General features: G+C 73.3%; 15 protein-coding genes. 5 read left to right on the forward strand and 10 right to left on the reverse strand.

Annotated elements, in window-relative coordinates; translation table 11 throughout:
* Positions 1–59: 59 nt before the first annotated feature.
* The 9 genes from ACFV9Q_RS11240 to ACFV9Q_RS11280 all read right to left on the reverse strand — a co-directional run bounded on the left by ACFV9Q_RS11240 (position 60) and on the right by ACFV9Q_RS11280 (position 9,578).
* Positions 60–821, reverse strand: a complete 762-nt coding sequence (locus ACFV9Q_RS11240) for a crotonase/enoyl-CoA hydratase family protein (RefSeq protein WP_377234487.1) — start codon at positions 819–821, stop codon at positions 60–62.
* Positions 818–2,344: a class I adenylate-forming enzyme family protein gene (locus ACFV9Q_RS11245; RefSeq protein WP_377234488.1), complete on the reverse strand. Its 1,527-nt coding sequence runs from the start codon at positions 2,342–2,344 to the stop codon at positions 818–820. The genes ACFV9Q_RS11240 and ACFV9Q_RS11245 overlap by 4 nt, the downstream gene beginning before the upstream one ends.
* A 107-nt stretch (positions 2,345–2,451) precedes the next feature.
* Positions 2,452–3,729, reverse strand: coding sequence for a cytochrome P450 (locus ACFV9Q_RS11250; RefSeq protein WP_377234489.1), 1,278 nt, complete (start codon positions 3,727–3,729; stop codon positions 2,452–2,454).
* Positions 3,730–3,920: 191 nt separating this feature from the next.
* Positions 3,921–4,889, reverse strand: coding sequence for a GTPase Era (gene era / locus ACFV9Q_RS11255; protein WP_377230549.1), 969 nt, complete (start codon positions 4,887–4,889; stop codon positions 3,921–3,923).
* Entirely contained in the window at positions 4,886–6,268 is a 1,383-nt protein-coding gene (locus ACFV9Q_RS11260; protein ID WP_377230550.1) for a hemolysin family protein, read from the reverse strand. Before ACFV9Q_RS11260 ends, era begins: the two co-directional genes overlap by 4 nt.
* Before the next feature lie 5 nt (positions 6,269–6,273).
* On the reverse strand, positions 6,274–6,726 hold the full coding sequence (ybeY, locus tag ACFV9Q_RS11265; RefSeq protein WP_285108568.1) for an rRNA maturation RNase YbeY: 453 nt from the start codon (positions 6,724–6,726) through the stop codon (positions 6,274–6,276).
* On the reverse strand, positions 6,723–7,775 hold the full coding sequence (locus ACFV9Q_RS11270; RefSeq protein WP_377234490.1) for a PhoH family protein: 1,053 nt from the start codon (positions 7,773–7,775) through the stop codon (positions 6,723–6,725). Before ACFV9Q_RS11270 ends, ybeY begins: the two co-directional genes overlap by 4 nt.
* Before the next feature lie 154 nt (positions 7,776–7,929).
* Positions 7,930–8,901 (reverse strand): sensor histidine kinase, encoded by a 972-nt coding sequence (locus tag ACFV9Q_RS11275; RefSeq protein ID WP_377234491.1) that lies wholly within the window; start codon positions 8,899–8,901, stop codon positions 7,930–7,932.
* The gene (locus tag ACFV9Q_RS11280) at positions 8,898–9,578 is read right to left on the reverse strand and encodes a response regulator transcription factor (protein WP_377234492.1); all 681 of its coding nucleotides are present in this window, start codon (positions 9,576–9,578) and stop codon (positions 8,898–8,900) included. Before ACFV9Q_RS11280 ends, ACFV9Q_RS11275 begins: the two co-directional genes overlap by 4 nt.
* 134 nt (positions 9,579–9,712) lie before the next feature.
* On the opposite strand from ACFV9Q_RS11280, the gene ACFV9Q_RS11285 reads away from it, so the two are divergent.
* The 3 genes from ACFV9Q_RS11285 to ACFV9Q_RS11295 are packed head-to-tail and all read left to right on the forward strand — an operon-like array spanning position 9,713 to position 12,478.
* Entirely contained in the window at positions 9,713–11,143 is a 1,431-nt protein-coding gene (locus ACFV9Q_RS11285; RefSeq protein WP_377234493.1) for a ferric reductase-like transmembrane domain-containing protein, read from the forward strand.
* A gap of 32 nt (positions 11,144–11,175) precedes the next feature.
* On the forward strand, positions 11,176–11,643 hold the full coding sequence (locus ACFV9Q_RS11290) for an FMN-binding protein (RefSeq protein WP_377234494.1): 468 nt from the start codon (positions 11,176–11,178) through the stop codon (positions 11,641–11,643).
* Positions 11,644–11,656: 13 nt separating this feature from the next.
* The gene (locus tag ACFV9Q_RS11295; protein WP_377234495.1) at positions 11,657–12,478 is read left to right on the forward strand and encodes an FAD:protein FMN transferase; all 822 of its coding nucleotides are present in this window, start codon (positions 11,657–11,659) and stop codon (positions 12,476–12,478) included.
* Here the strand turns inward: ACFV9Q_RS11295 and ACFV9Q_RS11300 are convergent, their stop codons facing one another.
* Positions 12,479–12,829 (reverse strand): histidine triad nucleotide-binding protein, encoded by a 351-nt coding sequence (locus ACFV9Q_RS11300; RefSeq protein WP_285108565.1) that lies wholly within the window; start codon positions 12,827–12,829, stop codon positions 12,479–12,481.
* 246 nt (positions 12,830–13,075) lie between these two features.
* Here ACFV9Q_RS11300 and ACFV9Q_RS11305 point away from each other — a divergent pair, with 246 nt between their 5' ends.
* Both ACFV9Q_RS11305 and ACFV9Q_RS11310 read left to right on the forward strand, forming a co-directional pair.
* The gene (locus tag ACFV9Q_RS11305; protein ID WP_377234496.1) at positions 13,076–14,899 is read left to right on the forward strand and encodes a helix-hairpin-helix domain-containing protein; all 1,824 of its coding nucleotides are present in this window, start codon (positions 13,076–13,078) and stop codon (positions 14,897–14,899) included.
* Entirely contained in the window at positions 14,896–15,765 is an 870-nt protein-coding gene (locus tag ACFV9Q_RS11310) for an OmpA family protein (protein WP_377234497.1), read from the forward strand. Before ACFV9Q_RS11305 ends, ACFV9Q_RS11310 begins: the two co-directional genes overlap by 4 nt.
* Positions 15,766–15,845 lie beyond the last annotated feature (80 nt).

Here is a 15,845-nt window from a genome sequence, read left to right on the forward strand (position 1 = left end):
CGTCAGGCCGGGGTGCCGTGGCGGCCGGCGCCCGCGGCGAAGTCGGCCGGGCCCGCGCGTCAGGCCGGGGTGCCGTGGCGGCCGGCGCCCGCGGCGAAGTCGGCCGCGCCCGCGTAGGCGTCCGCCGACAGGGAGCGTTCGCCGTGCGCCCACTCCTGGGCCAGCGCCTCCGGCTCGCCCAGGCCCCACTGGTCCAGCACCGACGCGCGGTCCTCGCGGAGGCAGACCTGCGGGAACGCCGCGAGCGACGCCGCCAGCCCCACGGCCGCCGACACCGCCTGCCCCGCCGGCACCACCCGGTTGGCCAGGCCGATGCGCAGCGCCTCGTCGGCCTCGACGGACCGGCCGGTGAGGATCATGTCCATCGCGTGCGACTGCCCGATCAGCCGGGGCAGCCGAACGGTGCCGCCGTCGATCAGCGGGACGCCCCAGCGGCGGCAGTAGACGCCGAAGACCGCGGTCTCGTCGGCGACGCGCAGGTCGGCCCACGCCGCCAGCTCCAGCCCGCCCGCGACGGCGTGGCCGGACACGGCAGCGATGACGGGCTTGCTCAGCCGCAGCCGGGTGGGGCCCATGGGCCCGTCGCCGTCGGGCGCGGCGCGGTTGCCGTCCTGGGTGCCGAGCGCCTTGAGGTCGGCACCGGAGCAGAACGTGCCGCCCGTGCCGTACAGCACGGCGGCGGTCGCGGCGTCGTCGGCGTCGAAGGCCCGGAACGCGGCGGCGAGCGCCGCAGCCGTGGGGCCGTCGACGGCGTTGCGTCGCTCGGGGCGGTCGATGCCGATCAGGGTGACGCTGCCCTCGCGGGTGACCAGGACGCTCATCGGCTGCCCTCCCACAGGGGTTCGCGCAGCGCGCGGCGCAGCACCTTGCCGACGGGCGACAGCGGCACCGAGTCGACCGCGCGCACGGACTTGGGCACCTTGTAGCCGGCGAGCTTGTCGCGGACGGCGGCCTGGAGCGCGGCCTCGTCGACGGCGGCGCCCGGCGCGGGCACGACGAACGCGGTGACGGCCTCGACCCAGGTGTCGTCGGGGGCGCCGACGACGACGGCCTGGGCCACCGACGGCTGGGCGAGCAGCACGTCCTCGACCTCGCGCGGGTAGACGTTGTAGCCGCCGGTGATGATCATGTCGCTGCGGCGGTCCACGAGGTAGAGGTAGCCGCGCTCGTCCACGCGGGCCATGTCGCGGGTGCGCAGCCAGCCGTCGCCGGCGAACATCTCGGCGTTCAGCTCGGGGGCGGCGTGGTAGCCGGCCATGGTGAACGGCGCGCGCACCCGGATCTCGCCGATCTCGCCGGGCGCGACGGGGGTGCCGGCGTCGTCGGTGACGAGGATCTGGGCGTCGAGCGCGGGCTGGCCGCAGGAGCCCAGCAGGGACGGGTCGACGTGGTCGGCGGCGTCGAGCACCGTGAGGCACAGCGGCGCCTCGGTCTGGCCGTAGTACTGCGCGAACCGGGGGCCCCACACGTCCATGGCCTGCTCGATCACGGGCCGCGGCATGGGGCTGGCGCCGTAGATGGCGGTGCGCAGGGAGGACACGTCCGCCTGCTGGGCGACCCCGGACGAGAGCAGCATCCCGATCATCGTGGGCACCAGGTTGATCTCGGTGGCGCGGTACCGGGCGATCGCGTCGACGTAGCCCTGGGGCTCGAAGCCGGACAGCACCACGGACTCCCCGCCGCGCAGCCAGTACGGCAGCACGAACGTGCCGCTGGCGTGGATCAGGCTGGCCGCGTGCAGCATCACCGAGTCGCGCGCGGGGCTGACCAGGTTGGTCAGGATGTTCGTGACGATCGCGGCGTAGCTGGCCTGGGTGTGCTCGACCGCCTTGAGCGTGCCCGTGGTGCCCGACGTGTACAGCAGCAGGATCGGGTCCCGCGGGTGCGCGGGCAGGTTCGGGTCGGCGGTGGAGACGTCCTGCATCGCCGTGAGCAGGTCCGGTCCGCCGACGGCGCCGGCCGCGCCGAGGCCCAGCGTCGTCAGGCCGTGCGCCTCGGCGAGCTCGCCCGCCCGCTCGGCCAGGGCGGCGTCGTGCACCAGGAGGCGCACCTCCGTCTCCTGGAGCATGCGGCCCTGCTCCGTGGCGGACAGCCGCGCGTTGAGCGGCACCCGCGTGACCCCCGCCTTGAGGCAGGCGAAGTCCATGGCGATGGACCACAACCCGTTGCCCATCAGCAGCGCCACGCGCGCGCCCGGCTCGGCGCCGTGGGCGTGCAGCACCCGCGCCATGGCGTTCGCCGCGGCGTCCACCTGCGCATACGTCAGCGACTCGGCACCGAAGCGGACGGCGGTGCGGGGCCCGAACCGGGCGGCGCCGCGGCGGACCAGGTCAACGGTGAGCATGCTCTTCCTCCACGACAGATGTCCGGTAAGTACGTTTCGTGACCGTACTACCGGGTCTGCGCGGCGCGGAAGGGCGCGTCGACTACGTCACACCGCGGGCGCCACCCTCAGCGCACCACGTAGATCTCGGTGCCCGACGACCGCGCCCGCTCGTACCGGACGGGCAGCGCCTGCGGGTGCCGCACCCAGGGCGACGGGACCCAGGCGAGGTCGTGGTCCTCGACCGCGAGCTCCAGGTCGAGCTCGGTGAGCAGCCGGTTGATCGCGACGCGCGCGATGATCCGCGCCTGCCGCGACGCCGGGCACCGGTGCGGCCCCACGCCCCAGGCCAGGTGCGCCCGGTTGCCCACCTCGTCCCACATGTTGCCGGTGTGCACCAGCGGGTCCTGGTTGGCGGCGGCCACGGCCATGATCAGGGCGTCGCCCTTGCGGATCAGCTTGCCGTCGAGCTCCAGGTCGCCCATCGAGTACCGGGGCAGCGGCGGGTTCGCGGCGGGCGCCTCGCGCCAGAGCACCTCGTCGAGCGCGTCGTCCAGGGCGATCCGGCCGCCGGTCCAGCGCGCCGCGAACCGCTGGTCCGTGAGCAGCAGCCGCAGGGTGAGCGCGATCCACGCCGTGAGGAACTCGCTGGCCGCGATGAGCGGCACCGACATCGAGTCCGCGATCTCGCGGTCGTTCTGGAAGCTGGGGTGCCGCACGAACGACGACGTCAGGTCCGACCCCGCCGTCGCCTTCCGGTCCTGGACGTGCGCCATGAGGTTGCGGCCCATGCGGTCGCGCGCCTGTGCCGCCTCCCCCGTGTGGTCCATGATGTGCGCCGAGTCGACCATCATCTGGTTCGCCGTGTCGTGGTCGAAGCCGAACAGCGCCGTCACCGCGAGGAAGCCGACCTTCTTGGCCCAGTCCTGGACCAGGTCGGCCTCGCCGCTGGTGCCGAGCTCCTCGACCAGCCGCATGCTGACCTCCTCGACCTGCGCCACCACCAGCTTCTCCGGCAGCGCCTCCAGCCCGTCGTCCAGGGGCTGGCGCAGGCGGCGGCGCAGCTCGCCGTCGTGGTGGTACGAGGAGTTGCGCGGCTCCCGGGGCGAGATGCCGAGCAGCGCCGAGCGCTCCGACAGCAGCCCGTCGTAGTGCCAGCGCCAGTTGCGCGGGTCCCGGGAGAACGCCGACTCGTTCCGGGCGATCTCGCAGATCTCCGCGTGCCCCATCACCAGCCACGCCGGCACGCCCGGCTCCATGTCCACGGGGGCCACCACACCCCATCTGGCGCGCAGAACGTCGTAGATCTCCTGCGAGTCCGCGCCCCCGGTGGTTGCCGACAGGGGGGTGAGCCCGGTCAGGCTCGTGAGCTCGACGGGGGGCGTTCGAGCGACCACTCTCTCCATCCCGCAATCACAGCACAGTGTCCGTATTGCCCGTAATCCTGGCTGCGATATTGGTACCGGTCAGAGCTCGTCGGGCCCCCGCCCGTAGGCAGCACCGTGCTCCTCGGCGCCGCCGGCCGAGGCCTTTCTTAGAGTTTCTTATTTCTACTTATTTCAAGCGTGGCCCGCCGCGGCGGCGGCAGCCGACGGCGTCAGAAGCCCAGCCGGCGCAGCTGCTTCGGGTCGCGCTGCCAGTCCTTGGCGACCTTGACGTGCAGGTCCAGGTACACGCGCTGGCCCAGCAGCTTCTCGATGCCCTGCCGGGCCTCGGTGCCCACCGACCGCAGCCGGGACCCGCCGCGCCCGATGATGATCGCCTTCTGCGAGTCGCGCTCCACGAACAGGTTGACGCGCACGTCCAGGAGCGGCGGGCGGCCCTTGGCCGGGTCGCCCGAGCCCTCGCGCTCGACGATCTCCTCGACGACCACCGCGAGGGAGTGCGGCAGCTCGTCGCGCACACCCTCCAGGGCGGCCTCCCGCACCAGCTCGGCCACCATGACGGCCTCGGGCTCGTCGGTCAGCTCGCCGTCCGGGTACAGCTCGGGGCCCTCGGGCAGGTGGGAGACGAGGACCGCCTCGAGCTCCTCCACCTGGTAGCCGTCCTTGGCGGAGACGGGCACGATGTCGGCCCACTCGCGGTCCACGGACCGCGCGAGCTGGTCGACGGCGATGAGGTGCTCCATCAGGTCGGCGCGCGGCACCAGGTCGGCCTTGGTCACGACGGCGACGACGGGCACGGCCCGGCGGCCCGTCATCAGCTCGGCGAGCTGCGCCGCGATGTAGCGGTCGCCCGGACCCACCTTCTGGTCCGCGGGCAGGCAGAACGCGATGACGTCCACCTCGGACAGCGTGTCGCGGACCAGGTCGTTGAGCCGCTCCCCCAGCAGGGTGCGGGGCCGGTGCAGGCCGGGGGTGTCCACCAGCACGAGCTGGGCGTGCGGGCGGTGCACGATCCCGCGGATCGTGTGCCGGGTGGTCTGCGGCCGCGCCGACATGATCGCGACCTTCTGCCCCACCAGCGCGTTCGTCAGGGTCGACTTGCCGGCGTTGGGGCGCCCCACCAGGCAGGCGAACCCGCTCCGGTGTGCGACGGTCTGTTGCCCTGCGGGCTGCTCGCTCAAGAGGTCACTTCCTTCTGGTCACGCTTCTGATCACGGTGGTCGTGCTGGTCGAGACCACCGTTGCTGTCGTCCGGCTCGCCCACCGGTTCCGTGCGGTGCACGAGGATCGTCGAGATCTGCTTGCGGCGGCCCTCGACGCGCTCCGCCTCCAGGTGCACGCCGCCGACCTCGACGGAGGCGCCGGCGAGCGGCACCTTGCCCAGGGCCTTGGCGAGCAGCCCGCCGGCGGTGTCCACGTCGTCGTCGTCCAGACGCAGGTCGAACAGGTCGCCGAGCTCGTCCACCGGGAGCCGGGCGGGCACGCGCAGCACGCCGCCGCCCAGGTCCTCGACCTCCTGGACGGGCACCGTGTCGTGCTCGTCGGTGAGCTCGCCGACGACCTCCTCCAGGAGGTCCTCGATGGTCACCAGGCCCGCGACGCCACCGTACTCGTCGACCACCAGCGCCATGTGGCTGGCCGAGGCCTGCATCTCGCGCAGCAGGTCGTCGATCGGCTTGGACTCGGGTACGAAGACGGCGTCGCGCGCGACGTCGGCGGCCGGACGGCGGGACGGCTCGGGCGCGGCGCCGCCGTCGCCCACGGGCCAGTGCACCGCGGCGACGACGTCCTTCAGGTAGGCGACGCCGACGACGTCGTCCACCGACTCGCCGACGACGGGCACGCGCGAGAAGCCGGACCGCAGGAACAGCCGCAGCACCTTGTCGAGCGAGGTGTCGGCCGTGACGGTCACCATGTCGGTGCGGGGCACCATGACCTCGCGCGTGATGGTGCCGCCCAGCTCGATCACGGAACGGAGCAGCTCCCGGTCGGACTCCTCGAACGCGCTGGACTCCCCCACCCGGTCCGCGATGTCGCGCAGCTCCGCCTCGGTGGGCGGCGACGGGTCGACGTGCGGCACCGAGATGCGGGTCAGCCATGCGACCGCGCGCGAGACGCCGGTCAGGGGGCCCACCAGCGCGAGCAGCACCGCGGCGGGCCGGCGGAAGCCGAGCGCGCGCGGCGAGACCCGCACGAAGATGACGCCGACCACCACACCCACCACGAGCGCGATGAGCATGACCGGCAGCTCGTTGGGCACGCCCTCGCCCGGGATCGCCTGCTGCACCAGCAGCGTCCCGGCCGCGATGGCGACCACCTCGGACATGACCCGTACGAGCGCGAACGAGGCGACCGTCGCCGGCGGGTCCACGACGAGCGCCTGGGCCCGCCGGATCCGCTCGGCGCGCAGCGGGTCGGGCGACTGCCCCAGCTCGGCCTCCGCGAGCGCCTCGGTGAGGGACGCGCGGGTGACGCGCAGGAGCGCGGCCTCGCCGGCGGAGAGCATGCCCGCCAGCGAGAGGCCGACCAGCATGACAAGGGTCAGGAGCAGGACGATCACGCCGGTCACCGGGTCGCGAGGAAGGTCAGGAGAAGCTTGCGCTGCAGGCCGAACATCTCCTTCTCCTCCTCCGGCTCCGCGTGGTCGTAGCCCAGCAGGTGCAGGATCCCGTGCGTCGTCAGGAGCAGCAGCTCCTCGGTCGTGGAGTGGCCGGCGGCCTTGGCCTGGGTGACCGCGACCTCCGGGCACAGCACGATGTCGCCGAGCGTGCCGGCCGGGGTGATGTCGCCGTCGCGCCCGGGGCGCAGCTCGTCCATCGGGAAGGAGAGCACGTCCGTGGGGCCGGGCTCGTCCATCCACTGCACGTGCAGGTCGGACATGACGGTGGTGTCGACGAAGATGATCGACAGCTCCGACTGGGGGTGTACCCGCATGGCGTCGAGGACGAAGCGGCCGAGCGCGGCGAACTCCGCCTCGTCGACCTCGAACCCCGACTCGTTGTTGACCTCGATGCTCACCTGCGCTGCCTCTTGCTCCCCGGTCGGTGGTCCTGCGGCTGGCGGCCCGGACGGCGGTCGTCCGTGACCACGTCCCACCGCGCGTACGCGTCGATGATGTCGCTGACCAGGCGGTGCCGCACGACGTCGGACGACGTCAGGCGGCAGAACTCGACGTCGTCGACGCCCAGCAGGATGTCCTCCACGACGCGGAGCCCGGAGGTGGTGCCGCCCGGCAGGTCGACCTGCGTGGCGTCGCCGGTGATCACCATCTTGGAGCCGAAGCCCAGGCGGGTCAGGAACATCTTCATCTGCTCGGTCGAGGTGTTCTGCGCCTCGTCGAGCACGATGAACGAGTCGTTGAGCGAGCGGCCGCGCATGTAGGCCAGCGGCGCCACCTCGATGGTGCCCGCCTCGATGAGCTTGGGCACCTGCTCGGGGTCGACCATGTCGTGCAGCGCGTCGTACAGCGGGCGCAGGTACGGGTCGATCTTCTCGGACAACGTGCCGGGCAGGAACCCGAGACGCTCCCCGGCCTCGACGGCGGGGCGCGTGAGGATGATCCGGTTGACCTGCTTGGCCTGCAGCGCCTGGACGGCCTTGGCCATGGCGAGGTAGGTCTTGCCGGTACCGGCCGGGCCGATGCCGAAGGTGATGGTGTTGGTGTCGATGGCGTCCACGTACGCCTTCTGCCCCACCGTCTTGGGCCGGATGGTGCGGCCCCGGTTGGACAGGATGTTGAACGTGAGCACCTCGGCGGGGCGCGACGCCGACGCGTCGCTCAGCATCGCCACCGAACGCTTGACGACCTCGGGGGTGAGCTGCGTGCCCGCCTCGACGACCTCGATCAGCTCGTCGAGCAGCTGGGTGACCAGGGCCACGTCGCCCGCCGGTCCGTTCACTGCGATCTCGTTGCCACGGGCGTGGACGTCGACGCCGGGGAAGCCCTCCTCGACGGCCCGCAGCACCGAGTCCCGGCTCCCGAGGAGCGCGACCGTCGGGATGTGGGCCGGGACGACGATCTTGTGCTCGATCCGGGTCTGGGACTGTGTGCTGGGCGTAGTTGTCATGAGCCGGTCCCGCGGGACCGATCCGCTCCTTCACGCGGTAGGGATGACGACACTGCTCATCCTATCGACCCGTCAGGGTCACGCCACGGTCTTTCCCGGACCGGGTCGAGGCGAAGTTCGGTCGGGGCCCGGCCGGGTCGCCGCCGGTGCGCGCTCAGAGCCGGGGAAGACGCAGGAGCATCGTCGTTCCCTCGGGCGACGTCGACTCGACGGTCACGTCGCCGTGGTGGCGGCGCGCGATGTCGCGCACGAGCGCCAGGCCGAGCCCGAAGCTCCGCCGCTCGCGGTCGCCCTCGGTGTGGGCGAACCGCTCGAAGACCCGGTCCGGGCTGATGCCCTGGATACCCGGGCCCGTGTCCCGGACCCGGAGGGTCGCCGTGCGGCCGGCGACGCCGACGTCCACCTCGACGACGCCGCCGGCCGGGGAGTGCTGCAGGGCGTTGTCCACGAGCGCCACGACGCACCGCGTCACGGCCACGCGTGGGACGGCGACGAGCGGCTGCGCCTCGACCCGGGTCTCGACCCGCACCCCCGTCTGCTGCGCCAGGACCTCCAGGGAGGAGACGGCGGCACGGACGGCGTCGGCCAGCGGCGTCGCCGCGCCGTCCGGCGCCTCGGCCGCCTCGGCGCCCAGCAGCAGGTCGTCGATCACGTCGGCCATCGACGCGACGTCCGCCCGGAGCCTGCCCACCACCTCCTCGACGGGCTCCCCCCGGTCCAGCCGGCGCTCCAGCACCTGGAGCCGGCTGGTGAGCACGGTCAGGGGCGTGCGCAGCTCGTGGCTGGCGTCCGCGACGAAGTTCCGCTGCAGGCGCAGCGCCTCGGCGAGCGGTGCGACGGCCCGGTGGGCGGCGAGCCACGCCACGACGCCGAGGAGCACGATCCCGACGGCGCCGAGCAGCGCGACCAGGCCGATCACCTCGTCGCGCTCCACCACCCACGCGACCTCCGCCCCGTGCGGCGGCCCCAGCCGGTGCTCGACGCTCTCCTGGCGCGCCCGCAGCGAGACGGTCGTGATCAGGACGGCCACCCCGACGACGGTCAGCACGGCGGACGCGATGCCGACGTAGAGCCCGATCGAGAGCGCCGCGCGACGCACGCGGGACCGGTCGGCGGCCAGGGTCATGGCAGGTCACCGACCCGGTAGCCGCGGGAGCGGACCGTCTCGACCATCTGCCGGCTCGTCTTCCTCCGGAGGTAGTGCACGTAGGTGTCGACGCTCCCCGGCGAGTCCTCGTCGCTGAACACGGTGTGCAGGATCTCGTCGCGCGAGAACACGTGGTCCGGGCTCGAGCTGAGCAGGTCCAGCAGCGCGTTCTCGGTGACCGTGAGCTGGATCCGCGCGCCGGTGGGCGAGTAGACGGTCCGGTTGTCCGGCGTGTACGTCCAGTCCCCGAGGTAGCGCCGTGATCCCGCCGTGGCGAACCCCCGCCGGAGCGCCCGCAGGCGCGCCAGGAGCTCGTCGAACTCGAACGGCTTGACCAGATAGTCGTTGGCCCCGCCGTCCAGGCCCGACACCTTGTCGTCCACCGTGCCGAGCGCGGTCAGCATGAGCACAGGAGTGTTGAGGTGCGCCCGCCGCACCGCCGCTACCAGCGCCACGCCGTCCATGCCCGGCAGCCGCCGGTCGACGACCAGCACGTCGTAGTGCCGGTGGAGGCACAGGTCGAGCCCTCGTTCCGCGTCTGCGGCACGGTCGACCCGGTACTCCTCCGACAGGACCTCGGCCAGCATGGCCGCGATGTCCTGGTCGTCCTCCACGACCAGGAGCGCAGGACGCCGCGCGGCGGTCCGGTCCTCCATGCTCCCCACCTCCTGGGCGTTCGGGTGCCGGTGCTGGACCCCATCCTTCCGCCGACTCTCCAAGAATTCGCCGAGAAACCGCGGCCGCGCCCATTCTGAGTCCAGTCTTAGAACCCGGGTCGGACGCTGGTGCCATGGGCACCCTGCTACGCGGTACATCGACACCGGCACCAGCCGTCGCCCCGCGCCCCCCGGCGGGGCGGGACGGGCTGCGGCGCCTGCAGGCCTGGCGGGCGGCGGGGATCGCCGCGCTCTGGCTGACCAGCCTGTTCGTCGTGGCCCTCTGGGTCAGCGGCGGGGGCGTCCAGGCCGCCGGGCAGGGCGGCGGGCCGCTGGTGACGACCCTCGGCCGGCTGACCGGCCTGGTGTCGGCCAACCTGCTGCTCTACCAGGTGCTCCTGATGGCCAGGGTGCCGCTGTTCGAGCGGGCGTTCGGCCGCGACGCGCTGACCCAGGCCCACCGCCGCACCGGGTTCTGGTCGTTCTGGCTGTTCCTCGCCCACATCGTGCTCATCACCCTCGGCTACGCGGCCGTGGCCGGTTCCGGGGTCCTCGCCCAGCTCTGGCTGCTGGTCCGCGACTACCCGGGCATGCTGCTGGCCGCCGCGGGCACCGCGCTCCTCGTCGGCGTGGTGGGCCTGTCGATCCGACGCGCCCGGCGCCGGATGCGGTACGAGTCCTGGCACCTGCTGCACCTGTACGCCTACCTGGGGGTGGGCCTGGCGCTGCCGCACCAGCTGTGGACCGGTGCCGACTTCCTCGCCTCGCCGGCGGCCACCTGGTACTGGTGGACGCTGTGGGCGGTCGCCGCCGGCTGCGCCCTGGTCTACCGGGTCGCCGTCCCCCTCCTGCGGTCGGCGCGGCACGACCTGCGCGTGGCCGAGGTGGTGCCCGACGGGCGCGACGGGGTCACGGTCCGCATGACCGGACGCGGCCTGGACCGGCTCGGCGTCCGGGCCGGCCAGTTCCTCGTCTGGCGCTTCCTCGACGGGCCGGGCTGGACCCGGGGGCACCCGTTCTCCGTGTCGGCACGCCCCGCGCCGGACGGGCTGAGCATCACGGCGCGCGTCGTGGGTGACGGCACGGCCCGGCTGACCCGGCTGCGCCCGGGCACGAGGGTCCTGGTCGAGGGGCCCTACGGCCACCTCGTCGGCGCCCACCGGGAGGGCACCAAGCTCCTGATGCTCGGGGCGGGCGCCGGCGTCGCGCCCCTGGTCGCCCTGCTCCAGGCGGAGCAGTACGCACCGGGTGACGCGACCCTGGTGACCCGCGACAGCACCCCCGAGGCCGCGCTGCTGAGCGGGGACGTCGCCGCGCTGGTCCGGGAGCGCGGCGTGCGGCACCAGCCGCTCGACGGTCCCCGCACGCACGTCAGCTCGCCCTGGCTGCCCGGTGCGTACGAGGCGTGGCAGGGGCCTCAGCTCATCGCGCACCTGGCCCCGGACCTGGCCGAGCACGACGTCTACCTGTGCGGACCCGTGCCGTGGATGGACGCGGTGCACGCCGATCTCGACCGGCTGGGGGTGCCGCGCTCGCGCGTCCACTCCGAGGCGTTCGCTGTCTGACGACGATCACGATGACGACGAGAGGAGCATCCATGAGCAGGATCGTCTACGCGCTGCTCGCCACCCTCACCTGCCTGGTGCTGCTGTTCGGCTACCGCACCTCCACCCAGGTGGTGCTGCCGACGACGGCCGCGCCGGTCACGTCCCCGGCCCCGTCCCCGGCCCCGTCCGGGGGCGGGGACGGGGACGGGGGCGGCACGGCGGCGACGTCGTCCGGGCTGCAGGACGGCACATATCAGGGCAGCACCGTCTCCACGCGGTGGGGCCCGGTGCAGGTGCAGATCACCGTCTCGGGCGGGCGGATCACCGACGCCCAGGCCCTCCAGCAGCCGAGCGGCAACGGCACGGACGAGCAGATCAACGGCTACGCCATCCCGGTGCTCGACGGCGAGGTGCTCGACGCCCAGAGCGCGCAGATCGACATGGTCTCCGGGGCCACCGTCACGAGCACGGGCTACCTCGGCTCGCTGCAGAGCGCTATCGACCAGGCCCAGGGCTGAGGGGACGGCGGTCATGCGGCACGACGGCCCTCGCCGGCTGGTCGAGGTAGAACAGATCATGGGCATGCCGATCAGCGTGCACGTCGTCCTCGGCCCCGGGGGTCGTGACCCGGACCGTGCCGCCCCTGTCGTGCGCCCCGCGATCGGGCGGGTCTTCAAGCACCTGCGCGCGGTCGACCGGGTCTTCTCGACCTACCGCGCGGACTCCGACGTGCTGCGCCTCGCCCGGGGCGAGCTGGACCTGGCGGACGCCGACGCGATGGTCGGGGAGGTGCTGCGCGAGTCCCTCGCGGCCGAGGTGGCGACCCACGGGCGGTTCTCCGCGTGGTGGCGCGGCTGGTTCGACCCGACCGGCCTGGTCAAGGGCTGGGCGGTGGAGCAGGCGACCGCGGCGCACCTGGTGCCGCTGCTCGCCGAGCCCGACGTCGCGGCGGTGGGCGTCAACGCCGGCGGCGACCTGCAGCTGCACACCGACCCGGCCGCGGACTGGCGCTGGCGCGTGGGGGTCGCCGACCCGGCGGACCGCACCGCCGTGCTCGCCACGATCGTCGTCGACGACGGGGCGGTCGCCACCTCCGGCACCGCCGAGCGCGGCCTGCACGTCGTCGACCCCGCGACGGGACGGCCCGCGACCACCGTGCGCTCCGCGACCGTCGTGGCGGACCGCCTGTCGCACGCGGACCTCTGGGCGACCACCGCCGTCGTCGCCGGCTTCGACGACCTCGGCTGGCTGGCGGACGCGCACACCGCGCAGGGGCTGCTCGTCGCACCCGACGGCCGGATCAGGCGGTGGACCGGCGGCACCGAGGTGACCGTCGTCGAGCGGTCCGCCTGATCAGGCGAAGCCGGGCAGCTCGCCGCCGGCGAGCAGGTGCGCGTGCACGTGGAAGACCGTCTGGCCCGCCTTGGGCCCGGTGTTGAAGATCAGCCGGTACTGGCCGTCGGCGAGCTCGCTCGCCACGCCGTCCGCCAGCGCGATCACGCCCGCCAGGCCCTCGGGGTCCGACGCCGCGAAAGCGGGCACGTCCGGGTAGTGCTCCCGGGGGACCACGAGGACGTGGACCGGCGCCTTGGGCGCGATGTCCCGGAAGGCGATGGCGGTGTCCGACGAATCGACGAGGTCCGCGGGGATGTCCCCCGCGACGATCTTGCAGAAGAGGCAGTCCGGGCTGTCGGTACTCGTCATGTCGGCAGGCTACCGGCGGTCGTGCGCACGCCGCGCCCGCAGGCGACCGCGACGCCCCGGCCGGGGGCTCACCAGGATTTCCCATTCCGTTACATGGTTCGAAATGCCTGGGTGAAGGTGATGTGGGAGAGTTTGCGGCGTTCGATGGAGATTGGCGTACTGAGACACCGTTTTTGGTGTCGTCCAACCTCGCGGGTCCCGTCGGTCGCCCCTCACACCACACACAGCAGTCACCTGGAGGTTCGCGTGGGTTGGTTCATCGCCCAATCGCTCGCATTCATCATCATCGCGGCCCTGATCGGCCTCGCGATCGGCATCTGGATCGGCTGGCTCGTCTGGGGCCGCCGCGCCAAGGGCAAGCACACCGCCGAGAAGGCGGAGGCGGCCGCCCGGTCGACCGCCGCCGAGTCGGGTGCGGACGCGGAGTCGGGTGCGGACGCCGGGAGCGAGGCCACCGCGCAGGCTGCCGCGACGAAGGCCGAGACGGTCCCCGCGCTCGCCGGTGCCGCCCCGGCCGGGACCGCCGCCGGCGACGCCGAGCAGGACGCCGCGACCACCGCCGCCACGGACACCGTGCTGCCCGTGGCCGACGAGGCCGCGGAGGCGGGTGCGGACGCCGACAGCGCGGCCGACGCCGCCGGGGCCGACGCCGGGGCCGACGAGCCGACCGACGAGCAGGGCGAGGCCAAGCCTGCTGAGGCCGAGCAGGACGTCGAGGCCGCCGGGTCCGACGTCGTCGCCGAGGCCGAGGCCGTGGCCCGCGCGGCGGCCGAGGCGGACGCCGCCGCCAAAGCGGCCGCACCGGCCGAGCCGGGTACCGAGGCCGACACCGAGGCCGAGGCGACCCCCGAGGCCGTGACCCCGGACGACCTGCAGCGGATCGAGGGCATCGGGCCGAAGATCGCCGCCGCGCTGGTGGCCGCCGGCTACCCCACGTACGCGAAGATCGCGGCAGCGACCGAGGACGAGCTGCGCCAGGCCGTCGCCGGCCAGGGCATCAAGTTCGCCCCGGCCGCCAGCAGCTGGGCCGACCAGGCGCAGTACCTCGTGGACAACGACGCCTCCGGCCTGGACGAGTACCAGGACTACCTCGTGGGCGGCCAGGAGCGGCGCGCGAAGTTCAACGAGAACGTCGACTACACGGACGTCGACGAGGTCGAGGGCGCCGAGGCCAAGGCCGCCGCCCTCGCTGCGGACGAGGCCGCCGCCGCGACGGCGGAGACCACGCCGGAGCCGGAGCCCGAGCCCGAGCCCGAGCCCGAGCCGCAGGATCTCCAGCGCATCGAGGGCATCGGGCCCAAGATCGAGACCGCCCTGCGGGCCGCCGGCTACACCACGTACGCCAAGGTCGCGGGCGCGAGCGAGGACGAGCTGCGCGCGGCGCTCACCGCGAGCGGCATCACCTTCGCCCCGGCCGCCACGAGCTGGGCCGACCAGGCGCAGTACCTGGTGGACGGCGACGAGGACGGCCTGCGCGAGTACCAGGACTACCTGATCGGCGGCCAGGAGCGGCGCGCGAAGTTCAACGAGAACGTCGACTACGCCGACGTCGACGAGATCGAGGGCGCCGAGGCCAAGGCCGAGGCGATCGCCGAGGACGAGGCGGAGGCCGCCACGGCCCCGGAGCCCGAGCCGACCGCCGTCGTCGAGCCCGAGCCGGAGCCCGAGCCCCAGGACCTCCAGCGCATCGAGGGCATCGGACCCAAGATCGAGGCCACCCTCAAGGCCGCGGGCTACGCGACGTACGCGAAGATCGCGGGCGCGACCGAGGACGAGCTCCGCGCGGCGCTCGCCACGGGCGGCATCAAGTTCGCCCCGGCCGCCAGCAGCTGGGCCGACCAGGCGCAGTACCTGGCCGACGGCGACGAGGACGGCCTGCAGGAGTACCAGGACTACCTGATCGGCGGCCAGGACCGGCACGCGAAGTTCCGGAAGGACGTCGACTACACCGACGTCGACGAGATCGAGGGCGCCGAGGCCAAGGCCGAGGCGATCGCCGAGGACGAGGCCAAGGCCGCCGCGGCTCCCGACGGTGACGCCGAGCCCACGCAGTCCGAGGTGAAGGCATGAACCTGAAGGTCGTCCTGCCCCCGGTGATCATCGTGGTCCTCGGGATGGGGGCCCTGTCGGGTGTCCAGAACACGGGCTTCCGCGAGCACATCGAGTCCACGCTGACGGAGAGCGCGCAGGGGGCCCTCTCCGCGGCGGGACTCGGCGGGGTGGACGTCGTGTTCGCGGGGCGCGACGCCGACGTGACCGCGCCGACCGACGCCGAGGCGCTGGCGGCAGCCGACGTCGTCGGCGAGGTCGAGGGTGTCCGGGCCGCCGCGGCCTACGGCCCGGACGGGCTGGTCTCGGCCGAGGCCGGGGCTGCGGACGCCGACGAGGACACGGCCGAGGACTCGGCCGAGGACGACGCGGCGGACGACCTGGCCGACGTCGCGACGGACGCGTTGGCCGAGGCGACGGCGTCGCTCGAGCCGACCACGACGCCGTCGGACAGCGGGACGGCCGGGGACGACGCCGGGAAGGACGCCGAGGAGCAGGACGAGCCGAAGCGCGAGCCGACCCGCGAGGAGCGGGAGAAGGCGCAGGAGGACCTCGTCGAGATCCCGAACATCACGTTCGTCACGGACAGCGCCCGGCTGACCAAGGACGGCCGCAAGGTGGTCCGGGAGGCGGCCGAGGTGCTCGCGGAGCACCCGGAGGTCGAGGTCCGCGTCGAGGGGCACACCGACTCGGTGGGCACCGAGGCGCACAACCAGAAGCTCAGCGAGCGTCGTGCGGAGGCCGTGGTCGACGAGCTCGTGGAGCAGGGCGTGGACCGCGACCGGCTGACGTGGAAGGGCTTCGGCGAGTCAGACCCGCTGGTCGTCCCGCGCACGTTCGCAGACCTGGAGAAGAACCGCCGAGTGGAGTTCAACATCACGAACTGACCCCCCCTTCGTTGAGTGCTGGGTGTTTTTTTTTTCTCGGCCTTCCTAGAAGAAAAACGCAAAGACCCCAAAGGTTTTGT

It is taken from the genome of Promicromonospora sp. NPDC059942 (genome assembly GCF_042731755.1).
Classification (GTDB): Bacteria; Actinomycetota; Actinomycetes; order Actinomycetales; family Cellulomonadaceae; genus Promicromonospora.